The organism is Salimicrobium humidisoli, from assembly GCF_002295105.1.
Classification (GTDB): domain Bacteria; phylum Bacillota; class Bacilli; order Bacillales; family Halobacillaceae; genus Salimicrobium; species Salimicrobium humidisoli.
Window position 1 is genome coordinate 17,443 of the sequence record NZ_NSGH01000012.1, and the last position, 22,086, is coordinate 39,528.

The 22,086-nt window shown below is 47.2% G+C and carries 22 protein-coding genes; 3 read left to right on the top strand and 19 right to left on the bottom strand.

The window, feature by feature from the left end:
- Positions 1-142 precede the first annotated feature (142 nt).
- Together recU and CKW00_RS08580 are read left to right on the top strand one after the other, a co-directional pair.
- Positions 143-751, top strand: a complete 609-nt coding sequence (recU, locus tag CKW00_RS08575) for a Holliday junction resolvase RecU (RefSeq protein ID WP_095822305.1) — start codon at positions 143-145, stop codon at positions 749-751.
- On the top strand, positions 752-4,210 hold the full coding sequence (locus CKW00_RS08580; protein WP_095822241.1) for a PBP1A family penicillin-binding protein: 3,459 nt from the start codon (positions 752-754) through the stop codon (positions 4,208-4,210).
- Between the two features lie 151 nt (positions 4,211-4,361).
- Here the strand turns inward: CKW00_RS08580 and nth are convergent, their stop codons facing one another.
- From nth to CKW00_RS08645, 13 genes are all read right to left on the bottom strand, one after another.
- Positions 4,362-5,012, bottom strand: coding sequence for an endonuclease III (gene nth, locus CKW00_RS08585; RefSeq protein ID WP_095822242.1), 651 nt, complete (start codon positions 5,010-5,012; stop codon positions 4,362-4,364).
- Between the two features lie 10 nt (positions 5,013-5,022).
- Positions 5,023-5,709, bottom strand: coding sequence for a DnaD domain-containing protein (locus CKW00_RS08590; protein ID WP_095822243.1), 687 nt, complete (start codon positions 5,707-5,709; stop codon positions 5,023-5,025).
- 126 nt (positions 5,710-5,835) lie between these two features.
- On the bottom strand, positions 5,836-7,131 hold the full coding sequence (gene asnS / locus CKW00_RS08595; RefSeq protein WP_095822244.1) for an asparagine--tRNA ligase: 1,296 nt from the start codon (positions 7,129-7,131) through the stop codon (positions 5,836-5,838).
- A gap of 17 nt (positions 7,132-7,148) precedes the next feature.
- Entirely contained in the window at positions 7,149-8,333 is a 1,185-nt protein-coding gene (locus tag CKW00_RS08600) for a pyridoxal phosphate-dependent aminotransferase (RefSeq protein ID WP_095822245.1), read from the bottom strand.
- A gap of 15 nt (positions 8,334-8,348) precedes the next feature.
- Positions 8,349-8,846, bottom strand: coding sequence for a hypothetical protein (locus CKW00_RS08605; RefSeq protein ID WP_095822246.1), 498 nt, complete (start codon positions 8,844-8,846; stop codon positions 8,349-8,351).
- Positions 8,836-8,997, bottom strand: a complete 162-nt coding sequence (locus CKW00_RS08610) for a DUF4264 family protein (protein WP_095822247.1) — start codon at positions 8,995-8,997, stop codon at positions 8,836-8,838. The genes CKW00_RS08605 and CKW00_RS08610 overlap by 11 nt, the downstream gene beginning before the upstream one ends.
- Positions 8,990-11,833, bottom strand: a complete 2,844-nt coding sequence (gene dinG, locus CKW00_RS08615; RefSeq protein WP_158221301.1) for an ATP-dependent DNA helicase DinG — start codon at positions 11,831-11,833, stop codon at positions 8,990-8,992. The genes CKW00_RS08610 and dinG overlap by 8 nt, the downstream gene beginning before the upstream one ends.
- Positions 11,834-11,858: 25 nt before the next feature.
- Entirely contained in the window at positions 11,859-12,851 is a 993-nt protein-coding gene (locus tag CKW00_RS08620) for a biotin--[acetyl-CoA-carboxylase] ligase (RefSeq protein WP_095822249.1), read from the bottom strand.
- Positions 12,815-14,014: a CCA tRNA nucleotidyltransferase gene (locus CKW00_RS08625; protein WP_158221302.1), complete on the bottom strand. Its 1,200-nt coding sequence runs from the start codon at positions 14,012-14,014 to the stop codon at positions 12,815-12,817. Before CKW00_RS08625 ends, CKW00_RS08620 begins: the two co-directional genes overlap by 37 nt.
- Positions 14,004-15,137: an N-acetyl-alpha-D-glucosaminyl L-malate synthase BshA gene (gene bshA, locus CKW00_RS08630; RefSeq protein ID WP_095822251.1), complete on the bottom strand. Its 1,134-nt coding sequence runs from the start codon at positions 15,135-15,137 to the stop codon at positions 14,004-14,006. Before bshA ends, CKW00_RS08625 begins: the two co-directional genes overlap by 11 nt.
- A gap of 17 nt (positions 15,138-15,154) precedes the next feature.
- Positions 15,155-15,559, bottom strand: coding sequence for a methylglyoxal synthase (mgsA, locus tag CKW00_RS08635; RefSeq protein ID WP_095822252.1), 405 nt, complete (start codon positions 15,557-15,559; stop codon positions 15,155-15,157).
- 58 nt (positions 15,560-15,617) lie between these two features.
- Complete coding sequence (dapB, locus tag CKW00_RS08640; RefSeq protein ID WP_095822253.1) at positions 15,618-16,412, bottom strand: 4-hydroxy-tetrahydrodipicolinate reductase; 795 nt, start codon at positions 16,410-16,412, stop codon at positions 15,618-15,620.
- A complete protein-coding gene (locus CKW00_RS08645; RefSeq protein WP_095822306.1) occupies positions 16,412-16,720 on the bottom strand; it encodes a nucleotide pyrophosphohydrolase in 309 nt (102 codons plus the stop codon). The genes dapB and CKW00_RS08645 overlap by 1 nt, the downstream gene beginning before the upstream one ends.
- A gap of 163 nt (positions 16,721-16,883) precedes the next feature.
- Here CKW00_RS08645 and CKW00_RS08650 point away from each other — a divergent pair, with 163 nt between their 5' ends.
- On the top strand, positions 16,884-17,759 hold the full coding sequence (locus CKW00_RS08650) for a YitT family protein (RefSeq protein WP_095822254.1): 876 nt from the start codon (positions 16,884-16,886) through the stop codon (positions 17,757-17,759).
- A gap of 60 nt (positions 17,760-17,819) precedes the next feature.
- Here the strand turns inward: CKW00_RS08650 and CKW00_RS08655 are convergent, their stop codons facing one another.
- From CKW00_RS08655 to CKW00_RS08680, 6 genes are all read right to left on the bottom strand, one after another.
- Positions 17,820-18,494 carry a zinc metallopeptidase gene (locus CKW00_RS08655; protein ID WP_095822255.1) on the bottom strand — a complete coding sequence of 225 codons (675 nt, stop codon included), beginning with the start codon at positions 18,492-18,494 and terminating at the stop codon, positions 17,820-17,822.
- A 179-nt stretch (positions 18,495-18,673) separates the two neighbouring features.
- Positions 18,674-19,324 (bottom strand): lipoprotein heptaprenylglyceryl N-acetyltransferase LhaT, encoded by a 651-nt coding sequence (lhaT, locus tag CKW00_RS08660; RefSeq protein WP_180962652.1) that lies wholly within the window; start codon positions 19,322-19,324, stop codon positions 18,674-18,676.
- An 88-nt stretch (positions 19,325-19,412) separates the two neighbouring features.
- A complete protein-coding gene (locus CKW00_RS08665) occupies positions 19,413-20,216 on the bottom strand; it encodes a menaquinol-cytochrome c reductase cytochrome b/c subunit (protein ID WP_095822257.1) in 804 nt (267 codons plus the stop codon).
- A 29-nt stretch (positions 20,217-20,245) separates the two neighbouring features.
- Entirely contained in the window at positions 20,246-20,920 is a 675-nt protein-coding gene (qcrB, locus tag CKW00_RS08670; protein WP_008587523.1) for a menaquinol-cytochrome c reductase cytochrome b subunit, read from the bottom strand.
- 14 nt (positions 20,921-20,934) lie between these two features.
- Positions 20,935-21,432, bottom strand: a complete 498-nt coding sequence (locus CKW00_RS08675; protein WP_095822258.1) for a QcrA and Rieske domain-containing protein — start codon at positions 21,430-21,432, stop codon at positions 20,935-20,937.
- Positions 21,433-21,553: 121 nt separating this feature from the next.
- Positions 21,554-22,015, bottom strand: coding sequence for a DUF2487 family protein (locus tag CKW00_RS08680; protein WP_095822259.1), 462 nt, complete (start codon positions 22,013-22,015; stop codon positions 21,554-21,556).
- Between the last annotated feature and the right edge of the window lie 71 nt (positions 22,016-22,086).

The window sequence follows — 22,086 nt, forward strand, 5'->3', positions numbered from 1 at the left end:
CCTTTTTTCGGGCTTACAGAGGTAAATGGGTATTCCTTTGAAAGAAATACTGCTGTATCCGTATTCATGGAAGAATTTATATTTGTCGTTTGGGGATGAACCACGTATAATAAAGTGAGAATTCCAGGAGGAGGATATGATGATGCGATATCCGAACGGAAGTAAAAAGAGGGTATCCCGTGCCAACACCGCTCCTGCTTCCTCAGCTGATAAATACAGCAACAGGGGCATGACGCTTGAAGAGGACTTGAACAGAGCGAATTTATACTACCTTTCCAGGAATATAGCAAGCATCCATAAAAAACCTACACCCGTGCAGATCGTTAACGTCGATTACCCGAAGAGAAGCGCCGCCGTAATCAAAGAAGCTTATTTCAAACAGGCATCGACTACGGATTACAACGGAGTGTATAAAGGATATCATGTGGATTTCGAAGCGAAAGAAACGAGAAATAAGACATCTTTCCCCTTGAGTAACATCCACGCCCATCAGATTGCTCACATGGAACAGGTGATTCACCAGCGCGGTCTGTCCTTTATCATTATCCGGTTTGCCCCACTGGAGGAGACCTACCTGATGGAAAGTGAATATATTATCGAATACTGGAATAACCAGGAACGCGGAGGGCGTAAATCGATCCCTTATCAGACGGTCAAGGAGAAAGCGTACGTGATACCTTTTCACTTTCAGGCAAGACTGGACTATTTGAAAGCTGTAGACATGGTTCTGGAGAAATTGGAGGAAAATTGAATGGCTAATAACTACAACTCACGAAAAGAACGACGCCAGCAGTTGAACAGACGAAAAGCGAAGAGTAAGAAGAGTACGTTCGCGGGTTCGTCCAAATTCAAAAAGATTATCGCTATTATATTAATTGCAGGAGTCGTCATAGGACTCGGGGTGACCGCCCTGTTCGCCTATTATGCTTCGAACGCTCCGGAACTCAAGGCATCCGAGCTGCAGGCTCCTTTCTCTTCAAAAATTATGGACATGAATGATGAGTTCGCCGTCAATGTCGGCGGTGAAGAGCGCCGGACGAGGATCAATTATGAGGACCTTCCGGAGACATACGTAAATTCCGTGCTCGCGACGGAAGACGTCCGCTTCTTCGAGCACAGCGGCATCGATCTTCGGCGTATACTTGCCGCTATATGGGCCAACATCACAGAAGGTTTCGGTTCGGAAGGTGCCAGTACTATCACCCAGCAGGTGATCAAACAGTCCCTCCTCACTTCCGATAAAACCCTGGAGAGGAAAGTTCAGGAGCAGTACCTGGCACTGAAACTCGACCGTGAATACGAAAAGGAAAGAATTTTCGAAATGTACGTCAATAAAATATATTTCGGTCAGGGTGCCTACGGTGTTGCCGAAGCCGCCAAAACTTACTTCAATAAATCGGATCTGAGTGAACTGACACTGGCAGAATCCGCTTTGCTTGCCGGTCTTCCTCAGCGTCCGAGCGGCTACGACCCGTACGAGAACCCTGATCTTGCCAAAGACAGAATGAGTACTGTCCTTCATTTAATGGTAAGTCACGGCAAGATTTCGGAAGAGGAAGCAGAAAAAGCGCGCCAGACCGATATTTCTTCGATGCTTGCCGAAAGGACGGAAAAAACGAAGAAATTTCAGGCATTCGTGGATCAGGTTCAGAAGGAAGTCGAAAGTAAAATGGAAGATGTGAACATTTTCAAAGACGGACTTAAAATTTATACTACTCTGGATCCTGAAGCCCAGCAGCTCACTCAGGAAGCTATGAACGGGGAAGGACCTGTGAGCTGGCCGACCGAGTCCCTTCAAAGTGCCGTATCCGTCGTTGACACCCAAACCGGTGCGATCCGCGCCATAGGCGGCGGAAGAAACTACGTATCCGGCAATCTGAATTTTGCCACTGACGATCCGAGACAGGCAGGTTCGACGATGAAACCGATCGCAGCGTATGGCCCGGTCATAGAACATGAAAAATGGTCGACGTATCACCAGCTGAAAGATGAGGAGACGGATTTCAACGGCTACTCCCCTTCCAACTTCGACGATGAACACCGTGGCTGGATGTCCATACGTGAAGCACTCGCCCAGTCCATCAACATCCCTGCGGTAAAAGCACTCGATGCTGTAGGACCGAGTCGTGCCAGTGACTTTGCCAATAAGCTCGGTGTTTCCTTCGGCGAAGGACCTATGGAACTTGGTGATGCTCTCGGTACCCAGGAAGTGACGCCTATTCAGATGTCCGGGGCTTATGCCGCCTTCGGTAATGAAGGAGTCTATAATGAGCCGTATGCTGTAAGGAAAGTGGAGACACCTGATAATGGTACCGTAGATCTTACACCTGAACCGGTCTCCGCCATGAAAGACTATACAGCGTACATGGTCACCTCCATGCTGAAAACTGCCGTGGAGAGCGGGACGGGTACAGCTGCTAAAGTTCCGGGCCTCCCTATGGCCGGTAAAACGGGTACTACGAACAAAGAAGTGGATGCCTGGTTCAACGGTTATACGACAGACTACTCTATTTCCGTCTGGACCGGGAACCAGGACAGGTCCTCTATAGATAATGAAAGTGGTAAGGATGTTCCGAAACAGATGTTCCGACATCTTATGAAAGAGCTGTCCGAAGACAAAGATACGGAAGACTTCAAACAACCTGACAGTGTAGTGGAAGTAGAAGTGGAAGAAGACTCCCGGCCGGCAAAACTGCCGAGCTCCTACACTCCATCTTCCGAAATCGTAACGGAACTGTTTCACGTTGATAATCAGCCCTCCGACGTATCAGCTCAATATCAGCAGATGGACCCGGTCAGCGGTCTATCTGCTTCTTATGACAAAGATTCTGACAGCATCGATGTAACGTGGTCTTATCCGGAAAGCGCCGATTTTTATGTTTCGGCGACCGGGGGCGACTCTGCCTCGACCGGGGATACAAGCTATGAAATAAGCTCCCCGGATCCTGGTAAGACCTACAACATCTCTGTGACGGTCCTCGGGGACGGTTCTTCTTCGGACAGTGATTCAAAGAACACTTCCGTACAGGTTCCGGAACAGGAAAGTGAACCTGCTGAAGAATCTACTGATGAGGAACAAAGTAACGAAGATGAAGAAAACAGCAGTGAGGAAGAAAACGAAGATTCAGACAACACCGGAAATAACGAAGACAGTAATACGGATGAAGACTCCGGGAACGAGAACGGTGCCGGAGAAGAGAACGAAGATTCCGGTTCCGGCAATGAAGAGACCGACAGTGAAGACAGCGGCTCCGAAAATGGCGGATCGGACGGTCAGAACAATGATACCGATAGTCCGAGTAATGAGTCGGACAGCGAAAATAACGACTCCGGGAACAGCGAATCGGACAGTCAAAATGATAGTTCCGGAAATCAGAATAATGAATCAGACAGCCAAAATAACGAGGCCCCGGAGGAAGACAGCAGTTCCGGGGCTCAAAATAACAATTCGGAAAGTGAAGGGAATGGTTCAGACAGCCAGAATAACAACTCTTCCGAAGAAAGCAACAATAATTCCCAGGACAACAGTGATGATTCCGAACCGTCGGAAGAAGAAAATCAGGAAACGGATACACAGTCCGGCAACGGTTCTGATGAACAGTACAACGGTTCATCCGAAGAAGGAAACAGCGATTCCGGTCAGGAAAGTAATCAAAGCTCCGGCTCTTCAGGCGAAGGCTCCGGTGCAGACGCTGGTAACGGAAGTTCAGACAGTGCTCCCGCCCCCCAGGAAGACTCAGGTAACTCGGAACAGGATCCCGCCCCTTCCTCAAGTAACAATTCCGGCGGTTCTTCAGAAGAAGAAAGCAGCGATTCCGGTCAGAGAAACGGCAGCAGTTCCAATTCTCCGGAACAGAGCAGCGAGACGGAGACACCGGCTACTGAATCAGATAATGAAGAAAGTAATTCCTACAACAGCTCATCCGAGAGAAATACCGAATCATCTCCGGGACAGAATAGCGGTTCAGACGCCCAGGAAGAAAGCTCCGACCCGTCCTCCGGCACAGGTGATTCAAATGAACGTTCCTCGAATACCGACAGTGAAACTCCGGATACTTCTCAAGAGAACTCTGAATCCCCGGATGAAAATTCCAATCCTTCAGAGTCCGACAGTAATTCGGATAATCAGACGACTACCCCTTCCGAAACAGAAGAAAGTTCAACTGAGAGAAACAGCAATCGTCGCCAAGACAATGACTCCACTGATTGAAAACCCACTGAATATACATCCCGTCACACGACGTGACAATTCCTCCATACGTTAATTTTTACACTATAAAAATTTGTTTGTATATGCTTTTCAGCAAGGTCATTTACTGAAAACAAAAATGAGTACCGGCGCTTTTCATAAGCACCGGTACTCATTTTTTCTGTTTCATTCGTTTCTGTCCTTCCCGGCACAGCGAAAGAAGCGGACACTCCTCACACCGGGGAGTTTTTGCTCTGCAATGGTACCTTCCGAAAAAAATGAGTCGATGATGTGTAGCACTCCACTCTTCTTTCGGCACCTTTTTCATCAGAGTCTTCTCCACCTGCAACACTGAATCTTTCCAGCGGCAGATACCTAATCGTTTCGACACCCGCTCCACATGAGTATCCACTGCAATCGCAGGTTCCCCAAAAGCGACCGAAGCCACCACATTTGCCGTTTTCCTGCCCACTCCTGCCAGGGATTCCAGTGACTCTTTACTTTCCGGTACTTCTCCATCGAAACGTTCCAGAAGCGTCGTGGCCATCTTCTTCAGATTTTTCGCCTTGCTTCTGTAGAGACCGATCGATTTTATATCTTTTTCCAACTCTTCTGTTTCGACAGCAGCTATATCCTCCGGACTTTTGTACTTCCTGAAAAGATCCGGTGTCACTTTGTTCACGAGATTATCTGTAGCCTGAGCCGATAAAATCACGGCCACCAGCAGTTCAAAGGCGTTCGAATGGGATAACTCGCAGTCTGCATCCGGGTACATCTCCTCCAGTATATCCAGGCAATATCGTATCTGTTTTAAAGTAAGCATCTCTTCTCCTTTATTCTTCTTCCAGCCAATTGTAGTACAGGGACGTGTCCCGTTTTGAATTTGATGAAGTAAAGTTCGGTTTCTGACCGTTTCTGAACTGTTTCCCGTGGTTCTGAGCCTGTTTTATCGTCCGGATACCCTTCCGCTCCCATTCCGACAAAATACGGTCAATGTATTTGAAATTCATTTTTCCCATCAGAACAGCTTCCCGTAACGCAGCTTTAATCAGATCTTCTTTATAGTTCTCCTCATCAAGCCAGATATTAATCGTTTCTATTTCGAACGGGGATAAAGGTCTTCCGAATTCCTTTTCAAATAACGGAAACAGCGACTCTTTCATATCTGACGAAGATTCTTTCCTGGCCTGCTGCTTCTGGAATAGTAATACGAAAAGAGGTTCAAGGGAGTAAGTTTCCTGAATGATCCCTTCAGGCCCTTTTTCATGCAGTATTTCGACTATTCCTTTTTGTATTAAGGAGCGAAGCAGATTGGAACATTCCTCTTCAGACACAGTCAAATATTCGGCTATTTCCTCCGGAGTAGGAAAATTCACTCCTTCCTGCTTGAAACGGAATAGCTGAAGTACGATTGCCAGTTCTGTTTCATTCATCCCTAAAGCTTTATACCCGGTAACCAATTGTTGCGGGAGGGTCAGCTGAGTCTGCAGTATATATTCGTAAGGTTGGTTCTTCGTCATGATGATCCCTCTCTTTAAAAATACTAAACCTCCATCTTCCGTTTCTTCTAATGCCGGAGATGACCTGCACATTCAAGTGAAATATCAGGCACCGGTAATTCCCGGTGCCTGACAGCCACTGCACAATTATGGGTATAAACGGTTCAACAGACGAGGAAACGGTATCGTTTCCCTGACGTGTTCGACTCCGGCTATCCAGGCGACCGTTCTCTCAAGCCCCAGTCCAAAACCGGAATGCGGTACGCTGCCGTACTGACGAAGCTGCAGGTACCACTGATAAGCATCCCCGGTAAGATTGTGTTCTTCATAACGCTGTTTCATCAGCTCCAGGTCGTCAATGCGCTGAGATCCGCCGATGATTTCACCGTATCCTTCCGGAGCAATAAGATCTGCACATAAGGCCACGTCCGCACGTTCCGGATCCGGTTTCATATAGAAAGCTTTGATTTCTGTCGGAAAGTGGGTAATGAAGACCGGTTTCTCATAACTGTCCGCAATCGCCGTTTCATGCGGAGCACCGAAGTCATCGCCCCAGTCGATATCCGTGAACCCTTTATCCTTCAGCAGTTGGATAGCATCGTCATAAGTAATCCGTGGAAAAGGCGCCTCGATCTTCTCGAGGGAAGTCAGGTCTCTTTCCAGAACCTCAAGCTCCATTTTACAATTCCGCAGTACGGATTGTACGATGTACGAGACATATTCCTCCTGCACCTCCAGGCTGTCCTCGTGATCCATAAATGCCATCTCGGGTTCAATCATCCAGAACTCTATCAAATGCCGGCGTGTTTTCGATTTCTCCGCACGGAATGTAGGTCCAAAACTGAACACCTTATTGAAAGCCATAGCAGCCGCTTCCAGGTAAAGCTGGCCACTCTGCGATAGATAAGCTTCCTCATCAAAATATTTCGTATGGAACAGTTCTGTCGTCCCCTCTGCAGAAGAACCCGTCAAAATCGGAGGATCGATTTTGACATAACCGTTATCATTGAAAAACTCATAAGTCGCCCGGATGATTTCATTTCTCACTTTCATCACGGCATGCTGTTTTTTGGAGCGAAGCCACAGGTGACGATGGTCCATCAGAAATTCCGTACCGTGTTCTTTCGGTGTGATGGGGTAGTCCTCCGCTTCCTGAATGATGGAGAAATCGCTTATCTGCAGTTCAAATCCAAGCGGAGACCGCTTGTCTTCCACTACCGTGCCCGTAACGTATAACGACGTTTCCTGGGACAGAGTTTTTGCTTTATTGAACTTATCTTCCCCCAGGTCATTCTTTCCTACTACTCCCTGAATGAATCCTGTGCCGTCACGGAGTTGCAGAAACGCTATTTTACCGCTTGAACGCTTATTATGGATCCAGGCCCCAATAGTAACTTCCTCATTTAAATGTCTGGATACGTTTTGAATCGTAGTTTTAGCCATAACTGAATGTCCCTTCCTTACTTATGATGTGTCTTTAGAAATTTTTCTATTCTGTCTGCCGCTTTATTCAGGTTATCCATGGATGTCGCATACGACAGTCGTACGTTATTTTCGGAACCGAAACCCGACCCCGGTACAAGAGCCACCTTCTCTTCTTCAAGGAGCGCTTCCACGAATGCATCTACGTCCCGGAAGCCGCAATTGGAAGCAGCTTCTTTGACGTTCGGGAATAAGTAAAAAGCTCCCTTCGGTTTTTCGCAACTGATGCCGGGAAGGTTTATGAGTCTTTCATAAAAAACGTCCAGACGTTCCCTGAAGGCTTCTCTCATTTTCATTACCTCGTCTTCCCCGCCGGAATAAGCTGCCAGAGCAGCATGCTGGGCTATGGATGTGGGGTTCGAGGTTGAATGTGAAGCCAGACTTGTCATAGCTTTAATGATCTCCCCGGGTCCTGCTGCGTAACCGATTCTCCACCCCGTCATGGAATGGGATTTGGATACTCCATTGATCACTACCGTACGTCCGTATAAGTCATCCGACAACTGCGCCATGGAGACGTGAGGATCCTCGGTATATACCAGTTTCTCATAAATTTCATCGGATACGACGAGAAGATCTTTTTCCCGCACCACTTCTCCGAGTTTTTCCAATTCTTCCCTTGTGTACATCATACCTGTAGGGTTGCTCGGGGAATTGATGATGACAGCTTTGGTTCTGGAAGTGATGACATCTCTGAGCTGGTCGGGGGTGATTTTAAATTCGTTCTCCTCCCCCGCTTTCACGAATACCGGTTTTCCTCCCGCAAGCTTCACCTGTTCCGGATAACTGACCCAGTACGGTGCCGGGATGACTACTTCATCTCCCGGATTAAGAAGTACCTGGAATAAAGTGAAAAGGGCGTGTTTTGCCCCCGTCGTTACAATGATCTGGTTTTCATTGTACTCGAGTCCCTGATCTTTTTTCAATTTGTCGGCTACCGCTTTTCGGAGTTCCGGGATCCCTCCGGAGGGAGTGTACTTTGTCAGTCCTTCATCCATGGCCTGTTTGGCCGCCTTGAGTATATACTCCGGGGTGTTGAAATCAGGTTCTCCCGCCCCGAGACCGATCACGTCATGTCCTTCCTGTTTCAAAGCTTTCGCTTTAGCCGTAATAGCCAGTGTGCTGGAAGGTGTCAACGTCTGTACTCTGTTTGCTAATTCCATAATCATACCCCTTTTCTACTCATTTTTTTTAAAAGCGAATCTCTGAAACTCTTCCCCTGTCTCTCCGTCGAAGTAAGCAAGACCATACCTTCCTTCCTGATCGGTAAAAGTGACCTCCCAGGAGGGGGTACCGTCTTTGTAAGCAGGCTGGATGTGAGTAAATGAACAGTTCCGGCAACTGTCCTCCCACCTGTCCACAATTTCTTCTCTCGGCACAAAATCTTTCTTATCTATCCGGTCAGCTATGGTGCCGCTTTTTTTGTTTACATAATAGATCATATCTTTATCGTTGCTCGTAGTAAAGAGTATCTCAAACGGCGCAGAGCTGTTGAAAGTATAATTCTCCACGACTTTCACATCTCCTGCCTTCTTCTGCACGGTTTTCAGTGCAGTGTCCGCCCCCTCGGTACGTCTTTCTTCAAGTATGTTATAGACACTGATATACAGTATCATCAAACCGAGGAGTATCGCTGCAAGACTTCCGGCAATCCACCACAGATGTTTACCCTTCATAAAATTTTATCACCGCTGTTCCGGACTCTTTCAGAGAAAGACCGATTATAATATTATTTTTCTTGAATTTCTTATTCAGATAATCGATAACTTTATACAGGTCCTCATTGTAAACCGTTTCGATGCTTGCTACGAGGGTCTGTTTATTCATGATGTCCTTCCCCCTCCGCCGGTTCGGTACCGGGTGCGGGAAGATAATCGTCGAACTTCTCCAGCAGCTCTCTGGATTCGACTTCATGCACCCTGGTAACAGGCAGCGCTTCTATGAAATACCGGCCGTAGTTCGCTTCGAGTATCCGCTTATCGAGAATGACCAGAAGCCCTCTGTCGTTTTCACTGCGGATGAGGCGTCCCACTCCCTGTTTGAAACGGATAACCGCTTTCGGAAGGGTCAGATCCATAAACGGATTCTCCCCTTCACGGCTCCAGAGCATCTCTTCCTTCTGCTGACCGGGATGGGCAGGAGGATCGAAAGGCAGTCTCACCATCACGAGACAGCTCAAGTCTTCTCCGGGAATGTCCACTCCTTCCCAAAAAGTGTTCGTTCCAAGGAGTATGGATGAATCAAGTGCCTGGAAATCCTTTTTAAGCCGATCCCTGCTGCCACTCGTAACCCCCTGGGCGATCAGCTGATAACGGGAGGACTCTTGGAATTCCCTCAGCAGGTAATAAACGTTTTTTAACATAGAGTAGGAAGTGAATAAAACGAGCATTCTGCCGTTCGTTTTCAAAGCCAGGGAAAAGATCATCTCACTGATGGCATAAAGGAACCCGTTCCCCTTCTTCTTAATGGAAGGTATGTCCGTGGGGACGACCACCTTCATCTGGTGCTCGTAATCGTAGGGAGAAGGAATGATTTCTTCCTTCTCCACCGACTCCATGCCAAGCTGTTTCTTCACGAATTGAAACGACCCCTGGGCCGCGAGAGTAGCACTCGTGAATATGATACTGTCCTTTTTGGTGTGCACCCGTTCCGACAAAACGCGTGTATGCATATGGCTTTCACTTTCCAGCGTCAGCGTCCCCTGGGGATGTTTAAGATCGAATTCCGCCCATACCGGATTTTCCGTGTTTTTAAGGAATATAGAATCGATTTCTTCAGTCAGTTCCTTATAGTACCCGATCTGATAATCAAGACGGGTAATAAGAATGGCAAGGTCCGGGTTCTCATTCGTCTGTAATTGCATAAGCAGTTCATTCATAAGTGCTTCTGTCCCCCGGATCAGCTGATTCAATTCTTTCAGCAGACGCTCGCACATATCAGAGATGATTCTCAAAAACTTTCCGGATCCGAGATTGTAAAAGTCGAATATCACTTTGCCGGTATCCGATGAAACCGCAGGACGGTTTTTCACGGCGTAAGAAGAAAAATACGAAGACAGCTCTGCCCACTCAGATTTGGCATTATCGATATGGAGAGTGCAATATTTTAAAAGTTCCTGCTTTTTTTCTTTGTTCATCGTCACATTCTGATAGTAGGACGGTTCGAAAATTTCTTTCCACTGGGAGAACAGCTGCTGCACGGACGGGTAGTACAGACGTGAGCCGAAGTATTTGGCTGCTACGCTGTTTAAATGATGCGCTTCATCAATAATAGCATATCGGCACGAAGGAATAAATTCCTCTTCTTTCAGGAGATCATAACAGAACAGAGCATGCGTCGTTACGATAATATCGGCGTATGCCGCTTTCTCGTAAGCTTTGTGATAATAGGAATAGTTTCCCATGGACAGCGCTATTTCTTTTCCTTTCTGATCTGCCGACACTTTGCGCCAGAATTTATAACCGTTGGAAGGCATCTGTATTTCCTCGATATCACCTGTTTCGGTTTCGAGCACCCATACGAGCAGCATCGCTTTCGTCAGTACATCGTCATAGTTATGGAGCGTCCCATATTCTAGTTCATACCGGAAGTGGGCGAGGCTTAAATAATGCTCGCTCCCTTTCAGAGTGGCAAAGGTGAAAGGGACCGGACTGATCCTTGAAAGGAACGGTAATTCTTTTTGAGCCAGCTGGGACTGGAGCGTATTTGTGTGGGTGGAAATCAGTACCGGCTCCTTTTTCTCGACAGCTGTATGTACAGCGGCTGTTACGTAGGCCATCGATTTTCCTATACCGGCACCGGCTTCTATAAAAGCGGATTCCTTCTCATGCAAAGACTGATGGATGGATTCGGCCATTTTCTTCTGTTCTTTCCGGGAGCGGTATGACTTTATAATACTGCCGAGGCCCTCCGGCTCTTCAAAAAGAAACTGTAGCCACTCTTCCCATGCGGGAGGCAGACGTTTCCCTCGATCATCCTTCTCCCGGGAGGACAGTTTCAGTACAGGAACGCCTTCCCACAGTTCATATTTATTATCGGCAGGTTTGCTCCCTTCATATCTTCTTTCAGTCAGAAGATCTTCGAGTATGAGAGTTAGATCACTTTTGAAAGCCGCTGAAAGCTTCAGCAGGTACAGTAGCGTCTTTTCCGGGAGATCCCTCAATTTAGCCTGAAGTACTTTCCACAATTCCGCGGTCACACGGGCATCCGAAATGGCGCGGTGGGGCTGATCATGCGACAATTCAAGGGACTCCGAAAGTTCCGACAGTTTATGACCGGAAGCTTTGGGCATTAATACTCTCGAAAGTTCCACCGTATCGATCACCTTCGCGGAAATCTGATCTTCTCCGAGCTGAGCCAGAGCATCGTTTATGAAAGTGAGATCGAAATCGATATTATGTGCTATTACGTAGTCCTGACGAAGAAGTCTCTTCAGATCGGGAACGATTTCCGAGAAGAGCGGGGCATCCATGACATGGTCATCCGTAATTCCGGTCAGATTACTGATAAACGGCGGAATTTCAGCTTCAGGGTATATAAAAGTCGAAAATTCCTCTGTTACCTTATCGCTCTCCATTACTACTATTCCTATTTCTATGATTTTATCTCCGCGACCCGAAGAATTGCCGGTGGTCTCCAGGTCAATGATCGCATAGGTACTCACGTTTACCACTTCTTTCCGGAAAAACTTAATAGTGTTTATTCCACAATATTTCAGCTGAATAAAGACGCTCTCTTTTTCCTGATTCATCTGTTACCGACAGCGCTCCGTCAGCTTCTATCTTATCAATTCTCGCAAGCCATGGCTCTTTCCACGTAGACACCTGCACCCACTCTCCCACTTTATAACCGATAGTCGAGAAGTCATTTTCAAAACAGGTGAAGCCTTCTTCTATAAATCGCTCATATTCCTGTTCAAATTCATGAAGCACAGCAACGGCCACTTCGCCTATCGAAGTTTTATTACCGGTTTCTCTTTGAATAGAAGTAGCTTTCTCCCTGAGATTTTCCGGAAGGTCTTCCTCCCTCTGGTTGATATTCACCCCGAGACCGAGAACGATGTATTCGACGAAATCCTGTTCAGCTCTCATTTCCGTCAGAATACCACTTACTTTTCTGTCTCCTATCATAACATCATTCGGCCATTTGATCGTAGCACTGATACCAAAATTCCGCAGCGCTTTCACCAGGGCCGAAGCAGCCACGATCGTAACCTGGGGAGCTCTCTGCGGGGAAAATGAAGGTCTCAGAAGCAGACTCATCCAGACCCCGCTTCCCTTCGGAGAATCCCATACCCTTTTACGTCTCCCTTTCCCGGCTGTCTGTTCATCCGCTAATACGACAGTGCCGTGAGGTTTCCCTTCTTTCGCTAATGTATGTATCTTTTCCTGAGTGGAGGTGACTTCTTTAAAGTGAAACAGGGGATGGCCGATTTCTTCAGTAGTAAGAGCAGATTGAACGAAGGAAGGAGGCATGTCGTCCGCTTCGTCTTTCAGCCTGTATCCCTTTTTCTTAACAGCTTCGAAAGTAAACCCCTCTTTTTCCAGTTCTTTGATATTCTTCCATATAGCTGTTCTCGAGACGTTGAGCTTCTCAGCCAGCTTCTGACCTGATAAATACCCTCCACTTTCCTTCAACAGGCTTATCAGCCTTGTCTTTGTCGATCCAGTTCTATTATCCATTTTATCAACTCATCCTTCTCGTTTACACAATTTCCTTCCACCACACTCTGCACAAGAGCATTTAAATATTCGCCGATCCATTTTCCTTTCTTTCGTTCCGGGAACAGCTGCAGCAGTTCTTCCGTATCAAGATGGAGCTCCGACCGGGAATGGATCGGAAGTGACCGGTATCGTTCGACCGGGTCCGTCTCCATTTCATATCCCAGACTTCTCATTACGTTTACCCAGCTGTACAAGTCGGCTCCCCCAAGAGTGTAAAGCAGATAATCCCCAAGGCCCCGCTCTTTATACATCTGCACCGCTCCGGAAATATTTCGGGCCTTCTTCTTCGTACTGTTTGAAAGTTTCCACTTTCTGCCCCAATCTTCCACTGGTACCCCGGGGATCTGCTGATGGTAAAAACTGAGCATCTCGCTCCAATCCCGCAATCTTACTAAGGGTAACCGCCCGGCCGCATCCGTGCAGGTGCAGAATACCGGAAGATGTGCAAACACTCCTGTCCCGGCGAGATAATTCAACCCTTTACGGTACCACGGGCCTGCAACCGTCTTTTCGAACTCCGCAGCTAATCTTTCCACGGACAGGTGCTGCAGCAAAGAGCTTTTTTCTTTTATCACTTCCAGCACGGAAGGACTGACTGTAAACCCGAGTTGGGAGGAAAATCTCAGCGCTCTCATCATCCGTAACGGATCTTCCTCAAAACGGTCCGAGGGGCTTCCCACCGTCTCTATCTTCTTTTCCCGGATCGCTTCCTCCCCGGAGAAAGGATCGATCAGCTTACCTCCGGAAGTCATAGCCATCGCATTCATAGTGAAATCCCTGCGCGACAGATCCTGTTCTATCGATGAAACGAAATACACCTGACTCGGGTGTCTGTAATCTTCGTAGTCCTCTTCCATTCTGTAAGTCGTCACCTCGAATGAAAGGGATCTTTGTCTGACGATTACAGTACCATGCTCTATTCCGACAGGGATGACTTTATCGAAAATGTTCATGATTTCTTCGGGGCGAAGGGAGGTTGCTATGTCTACATCTTTTACTTCCTGCCCCAGAAGGAAGTCTCTTACGCAGCCGCCAACCATAAAAGCTTCTCCCCCGTGATTCTCGATGGCGGAAATCACTTCTATGGCCGGACCGAACAACGCGTGCTCTTTAAAGTTCACTGTGCAACACCTGCTCATACAGCTTTTCGTACTGTTTAACGATTTTCTCTGCTGAAAACTTCTCACTTACCGCCCGGACGGCGTTTTCGGAAAACGAACGACTGAGCTGAGCATCTTTCAGTATCCGAAGCGCTTTTTCCTTCACCTGTTCTATGTCCTGAACCTCTACGATATAACCGTCCACACCATCTTCTATAACTTCGGGGATTCCCCCTGTATCCGTTCCTATGCAGGGGACTCCGCATGCCATAGCTTCAAGCAATACGAGACCGAAGCTCTCTTTCTCGCTTAACAAAAGCTTTACATCTGCAATCGACAAAAGCTCCTGTACACGTTCCTGTTTCCCTACAAACAGTACTTTCTCTTCTATGCCAAGCTGCTCCACCAGGTTATACACCTTGTTGAATTCGGGGCCGTCTCCGACCAGAACAAGTTTTGCAGTGATTTCCTGCTGTATCAGATGAAAAGAGCGGACTACGTCTTCCACCCGTTTCACCTTGCGGAAATTAGAGACGTGGATAACGACCTTTTCGTCTTCCCCAATGTTAAACTGCTGTTTCAGATTGCGCGAGTCTACGTGTTGGTATTCCCGCTCGTCCACGAAATTATGGACGACGTGCATGTCTTTTTCCGTATCCAGCATTCTTCTCGTCTGATCTACAAGACTGTTGGAAACGGCTGTTACCGCATCCGACTTCTCGATTCCGAATTTGATGAGCTGTTTCAAATTATCGTCAATGCCGAGCACGGTGATATCTGTTCCGTGAAGTGTAGTAATAACTTTAAGATCCAGTTCGCTGCACATCTGCTTAGCCAGAATAGCACATACTGCATGAGGCATCGCATAATGGACGTGCAGCAGATCGAGTTCCTCCCGTTTCGCTACTTCTGCCATTTTGTTGGCAAGAGCCAGATCGTAAGGGGGATGCTGAAAGACCGGATAGTTGTTCACTTCCACTTCATGGAAATAGATGTTCGGATATATCTTGTTTAACCGGAACGGGATCTGCGTCGTTATAAAATGGACTTCGTGTCCCTTTTCAGCAAGGAACTTCCCGAGTTCCGTAGCCAATACCCCGGACCCGCCCACGGTCGGGTAACACGTAATACCTATTTTGGACATCTACGTCACCTTCAATTTCATTTAGACTCTTTCTTTATTTGCCGGTAATCAAGGTCCCCTCTGCTTATACCATGAACGAGCATTTCGGCTCCTGCCATGTTAGTGGAAAGAGGGATCTGGTGCACATCACACAGACGCAAAAGCGCACTGATGTCCGGCTCATGGGGCTGGGCAGTCAGTGGATCCCGGAAGAAAATTACGACGTCCATCACTTCCTCTGCAATTTTTGCACCGATCTGCTGATCACCTCCGAGCGGTCCGGACTGGAATTTAACCAGATCAAGACCGGTAGCCTCTTCAATTCTTGCTCCGGTCGTCCCTGTGGCGTAAAGGGTATGGTTCTCCAGCACAGGCAGATACGCCTGCACAAAATTCACAAGGTCATCCTTCTTTTTGTCATGAGCTACAAGTGCAATGTGCATGTGGTTCCTCCCCTGTAATGATGTATTTGATGGTGAACCTTTTATTTTTCAGTTCTGTTTATTCCAGCAGATGTTCCAAACCGTAAACGAGTGTGTCCAGTTCCATCACTTTCTCACACGAAAGTTTCACGCCGGACATGAAAGATGCACGGTTCATGGAGTCGTGCTGGATGGTGAGCGTCTGTCCGTCTCCACCGAACACCACTTCCTGATGGGCTACGAGACCCGGAAGTCGCATGCTGTGAATTTTCATTCCGTCCACATCTGCGCCGCGGGCTCCTTCGATCGTCTCTTTTTCCTCCGGGTGCCCCTGGCTTTTCTTTTCTCTCACTTCTTTTATCAGCTGGGCCGTTTTGACAGCAGTGCCCGAGGGAGCGTCGAGTTTCTGATCATGATGCTTTTCAATGATTTCCACATCCGGAAAATGTTTTGCTGCCCATTTGGCAAACTGCATCATAAGTACAGCACCGGTAGCAAAGTTGGGAGCAATGACGGCGCCCAGTTTTTTCTCTTCACTCAGTTCCGTGACTTCCTGAAGCTGCTCCTCTGTGAATCCGGTCGTACCTACTACGGGACGCACTCCATGCTCAAGGGATGCTTTCGTATGCTTATACCCGAATTCGGGAGTCGTCAAATCTATGAGGACGTCTGCATCCGTTTCTTTCAGACATTGTTCGGCATCTTCATAAATTTTCGCATCAAACGGGGGAAGGCCCTCAATGTCTTTGACACGCGACTGGTCGTTTTTCCGGTCGATGCATCCGACAAGCTGTAAATTATCTTCACCTTCGATCATATCAAGGGCGGCACTGCCCATCTTTCCTCTTGGTCCGGCTACTATTACATTTATCATCAGTCTTCCTCCTTCTTTGTCCATCTGTCTTTGTCTCTCGTTTCGATTTTGCTCATAGACATATCAAAAGCTTCCGATATATCTATATCCAGGGAGTTGGCAAAGCTTGTAAGAACAAACATCACATCTCCCAGTTCTTCTTCCAGAGCCTTTTCCGCTTCCGAATCTTTCTTCGGTTTCTCTCCGTATACGTGATTGATTTCCCTGGCAAGCTCCCCTACCTCTTCGGAGAGTCTTGCAAGCATGCTCAGCGGGGAAAAATACCCTTCTTTGTATTGCGATATATAGCGGTCCACCCGTTCCTGCATTTCTTCAGTCGATATACTCAAAGCTCAGAACTCCTTTCGAAACATCTTCTTAAATGGTAGCTAAAACTCCTCTGTTTGACAAATCTTTCCCACTGTTATTGTAAGTCCTATCCTCTTTCCTTATAATTAAACAGGAAAAGAAAAATATTACAGAGGTGATTTCTTGAAAAAACTCGGATTAAAATGGAAAAATATTATATTCATCATACTGGGATCTGCCATCTTCTCTTTCGGGCTCGTACATTTTAACATTCAGAACGAACTGGGCGAGGGTGGCTTCACCGGAATTACACTGCTCTTATTATACCTGTTCGATCTTGACCCGGGAGTTATGAACATCGTCCTTAACATCCCCATTCTGCTTATTGGATGGACGTCTCTTGGGAAACAGACTTTCTATTACACTCTTCTCGGCATAGTTTCCGTTTCCGTGTTCATCTGGGTGGCACAGTCCTACATGATCGTAATCGATCTGTCCGCTGATCTTACCCTGGCCTCGCTGTTCGCCGGGGTGTTCATCGGAGTCGGTCTCGGTATCATTTTCCGTTACGGGGGAACGACAGGGGGCGTTGATATCATCGCCCGGCTCATCAACAAACATCTCGGTTGGAGTATGGGCAGGGCTATGTTCGTATTCGACACCGTCGTCATTTTCACTTCCATCGTTACATACCTGAACCCGGTTCGCGGGATGTATACATTAGTAGCCGTGTTCATCAGCGCCCGGGTGATCGACTTTATCCAGGAAGGGGCTTACGCTGCCAGAGGCGTAACAATCATTTCCAACCACAGTGAACAGATAGCCAGTAAAATACTCGTCGAAATGGACCGCGGTGTCACAACTCTTGAAGGACGGGGCACGTTCACCGGTGAAAAAAGGGATGTATTGTACTGTATTATAGGCCGATTGGAAATTGTGCGGATGAAACAGATTATAGAAACCATCGATCCTCATGCTTTCGTCGCCGTCAGCCACGTTCACGATGTAATCGGGGAAGGCTTCACACTCGATGAGAATAAGAACCCGATCGATCCATAATACAAAAAGAAAAGTAGCGGGCCTTAAAGCCTCCGCTACTTTTTTTAGTGCTTCTTTCCTTTAATCTTCGTTCATACCGATAAACATGAATATGAACCGGAGAAGTTCCGCCAGAGCGACAAGAGCACCCGCCACGTAAGTCATCGCAGCTGCATTCAGAACTTTCTTCGTACTTCTTTCTTCATCATTCTTAATGACCCCAGTGGAAATCATCTGTGTCATCGCCCGGTTCGACGCATCGAATTCCACCGGAAGCGTCACGAGCTGGAACAGCACGGCCGCTGCAAAAAAGATGATCCCGAACAGGAACAGCTGCTGCATGCCGAGCAGCAGTCCGCCCATAATAAGAAATATGGATATGTTTGAACCGAACCCGGCTACCGGCACCAGAGCACTCCTGAACTTCAGGAACGCATACTCCTGTTCATCCTGGATGGCATGTCCCACTTCGTGCGCAGCGACGGCCGCCCCTGCCTGGGAAGCATAGTGATAGTTATGGGAAGACAGACGGACCACTTTCTTCCGCGGATCATAGTGATCTGTAAGTGTACCTTTGACTTCTTCCACATCGACGTCGTACAAACCGTTATCATCGAGAATTTTTCGTGCTACCTGAGCCCCGGACATCCCTGAGGATGTAGCGACTTTAGAGTATTTTTTATACGTACTCTTCACCTTTGACTGTGCCCATAAAGGCAGAATCAAAATTATTGCAAAGTAAATAAGAAATTCCATCTTTTTTCTTTTCCCCCTGTCATAGTAACTAAAGGTCTTTCACAGATTTCCGGAGGTTGAATAGCGGAAGATATAACCTTACCTCTTGCTCTTCCGTCTATAACTTTCCACTTATAATTTTACCTTTATTCTTCAAACGTGTCTATAACTTTGCATCAGTCAAAAAATCCCGCTGTATGTCACTGTATATCTCTTAGCGGCGATGCATGATTGTTCTCCCTGGGTTTATCCCCGTTCCCGGCTTTGACGACCAGCCAGGCCACTCCTATGCACCCTATACTGAGCCAGAATGTGCCGTAACCTATTTCGTCCATATACTGATTGATAGAAGGGTATACCGGCATCTGTCCGAATACGTAATCGATCACGTCATTGTGAAGCGTCCATACAGCTGCAATAGAGAGGTGAACGTAAGTGAATTTGTATTTACCGAGATAGAGCAGTGCCTGCAGGGCCATGGCGCCGTGCGAGACGATGAGCATATAACTTGTCCAGGGGAGCGTCCCCTCGACTGTCAGTGACAGCAGATTCATAGCTACTGCCCATACCCCATACTTCACGAGTGTCACCAGAGCAAGAGCTTCGATTAATTTAAAGTGTTTACCCAAAATCCAGCCGGCAACAGCTATCGTGAAAAACAGACTGGCCGTAGGACTGTCGGGAACAAAAATAAGAAAAACCGGAGCAGTCTCGACTAATTGGGGTATGTACCAGATATATCCATACAACGTTCCGAAAAGGTTCACAAGCAGCAGCATGGTCAAAAACGCTCTTGAATGCATTATGTGTCTTATCACCCTGTAAAGCCTCCTATTCGAAGAAACTATCATCATTTCGAAATTTTCTGCGACGTTTCTTTAAAAAAACAAGCCGTGCTTATTAAGCACGACTTGTAAAGATGTCTCTGTTCCAATGGAGTTACTCGCCAGAGCCGCCTCCACTGTTGGCTTTTGCAGTTTCTTTAATGAATTCGGCCAGTTGCTGACGTTCTTCATCAGAGCCGCTGAACATATCAGCAGGCATACTGCCTATACCATTAACAGCGATGTCTTTGATTTCATCTACAGATTTCTCTGTTTTCAAGAGCGAAGGGTTATTGCCCGAACCCTGAAGCTGTTCGCCGTGACATTGCATACAGTTGGCTTCATATGCCGCATAACCTGCAGCTTCGGTATCGATTTCCACCTCTGACTCCTGAGCTTCCACGTCAACTGCGTATTTCTCACCGCGTTCCTGATAGTCAACTTCTGAGACCGACTCATATGTAAGCCAGATGGTCGAAGCTACTCCGATCAGCATCAAACCTACAGCAATCGGACGCTTATTGACAGTACGTCCCGGCGCACGATCGAGAAAAGGTGCCAGAAGTAAAGCTGTAAAAGCCAGACCGGGTATGACGATAGCACCGATTACGATGTACTCACCGCCTGCGAACTGATATTTAAGCAGCTGGTAAATAAAGAGAAAATACCAGTCAGGCAACGGGATATACCCTGCGTTTGTCGGGTCGGCCTGCTGCTCGAGAGGTGAAGGGTGGGCAGCCACCAAAATAAGAAACCCTATAAGAAACACTGAGCCCGTCAACCACTCTCTAAGCAGGAAGTTAGGCCAGAAGGCTTCCGTCCGTCCAGGATATTCCGAATAATCTTTCGGGACGTTCCTCTCCTTGTTCGCCTTGATACGGGAATCTCCCACAAATTTCATTCCTTTTCCTCTATGCACGTCTTTCCCTCCTTTGTTTCGCTAAAGATTTATAGCGGTCCTGAAATACCTTGTCTTCTTATCAGAATAAAGTGTGCTCCAAGAAGTCCGAATAGTACAGCTGGAAGGAAGAACACATGAATCGCAAAGAATCTTGTAAGTGTCTGAGCTCCTACGATAGACTGATCACCTGCGAGTAACGTTCTCAGCATATCACCTATGACAGGTGTAGCTGCTGCAATTTCAAGACCTACCTGAGTAGCAAAATAAGCTTTGTTATCCCATGGAAGAAGATATCCGGTAAAGCCCAGACCCAGAATTACGAAGAACAACAGAACTCCGACAATCCAGTTGAGTTCACGCGGTTTCTTGTAAGCCCCCTGGAAGAAAACCCTGAGTGTATGTAAAAATAACATGACCGTCACAACACTGGCTCCCCAGTGGTGCATCCCCCGGACGATTTGTCCATGAGCAACTTCCATTTGCAGATAGTAAACTGAATTCCAAGCATTTTCAATGTCAGGTACATAATACATTGTCAAAAACATACCTGATAAAATCTGAATCACGGTGACGAAAAACGTAAGACCACCGAAACAATAAACAAACGCCGAGAAGTGGTACGCCGGATTCACGTGTTCAGGTACTTCGTGATCCGCGATATCTCGCCATATCGGGTTGACGTCTACACGCTCATCGACCCAATCATATAATTTTTGCAGCATGAACTACGCCCCCTTTATCTAGCAATTTCTTCACCTAAGTACAACATGCCGTCCTCGACCTTCGTTTCAAAAACCGGTAGCGGTGCGGTCGGAGGCGTGCCCGGAACGTTAACGCCGTCTTTCGTATAGCGTCCGCCGTGACATGGGCAAAAGAACTGTTTTGGATATTCCTCGTTCGAGGCCCAGTCCACCGTACAGCCCAGGTGTGTACAGATAGGTGACAGTGCGATGATCTCGTCATCTTCTTTCCGGTACACCCATGCTGTTTTCTGAATAGTGGATTCATACCAGGCATCCACCTGTTCCACTTCCCACTCAAAACGCTGTGGTTCGTTCGTCACTTCCTTCACGTCGGCAACGGAATGGAAATCGCCGGCTGCAGCGGGCTTGAACACAGGATCAATGGCAAATCTGACCATGGGAGCCATCATTCCTGCGGCCATAAAACCGCCGAGCCCTGTTAATGTGTAGTTAAGAAATTGACGACGGGATACTTTCTTTGGTTCGCTCATTCTTTTCCCCCCTCTATGCTGACCCGATGTTTCATGGATATTAAAAATACTTTACTAAGACACTACCATGATAGCGTAAAAAGCCTGTACGGTCAATAAATTATCAACTGACCCGTAAGAATTACGTCTGCCAGCTCTCTTTAATAATCTCCACGATTTCTTTCGCCTGTTCCTTGACGAACGACTGCGTCTCCGTGGACTGTAAATCTCCGTGCCGCAGGCCGGGGAACCAGAGAAGTTCACCACGAAGGTCACTCTCCGATTTTCTCCAGTTTCTGTCAAAACTGAACAAAAAGACGTAAGAGAAAGGTTTTTCGGTGAAAGAGTCTATCCAGTTGTTCACTCGATCCACTTCGGCTTCCGCGTTTCCGGCTATATAATAATAATCCGGAGCCAGCACAATCCTTCCCCTGAACTGCTCTTCAATGATTCTTGAGAACAGATTCGTCAGTTCCGCCTGGAAACCGGAACCGGTCATCTTTTCGTCAATAGAGGTATGAATTGGTATCAATGGAATAAAAAGGGTGTCGATATATTCTTTTTCTTTTACGAATTGTTCAAGATCTTTTTTTGCCCATTTCATCATTACACCCCCCCGAATAACATTGCCATGCCCTGGCCGGACAGAAGTAAAAACAGGGGCGTGGATGAAGT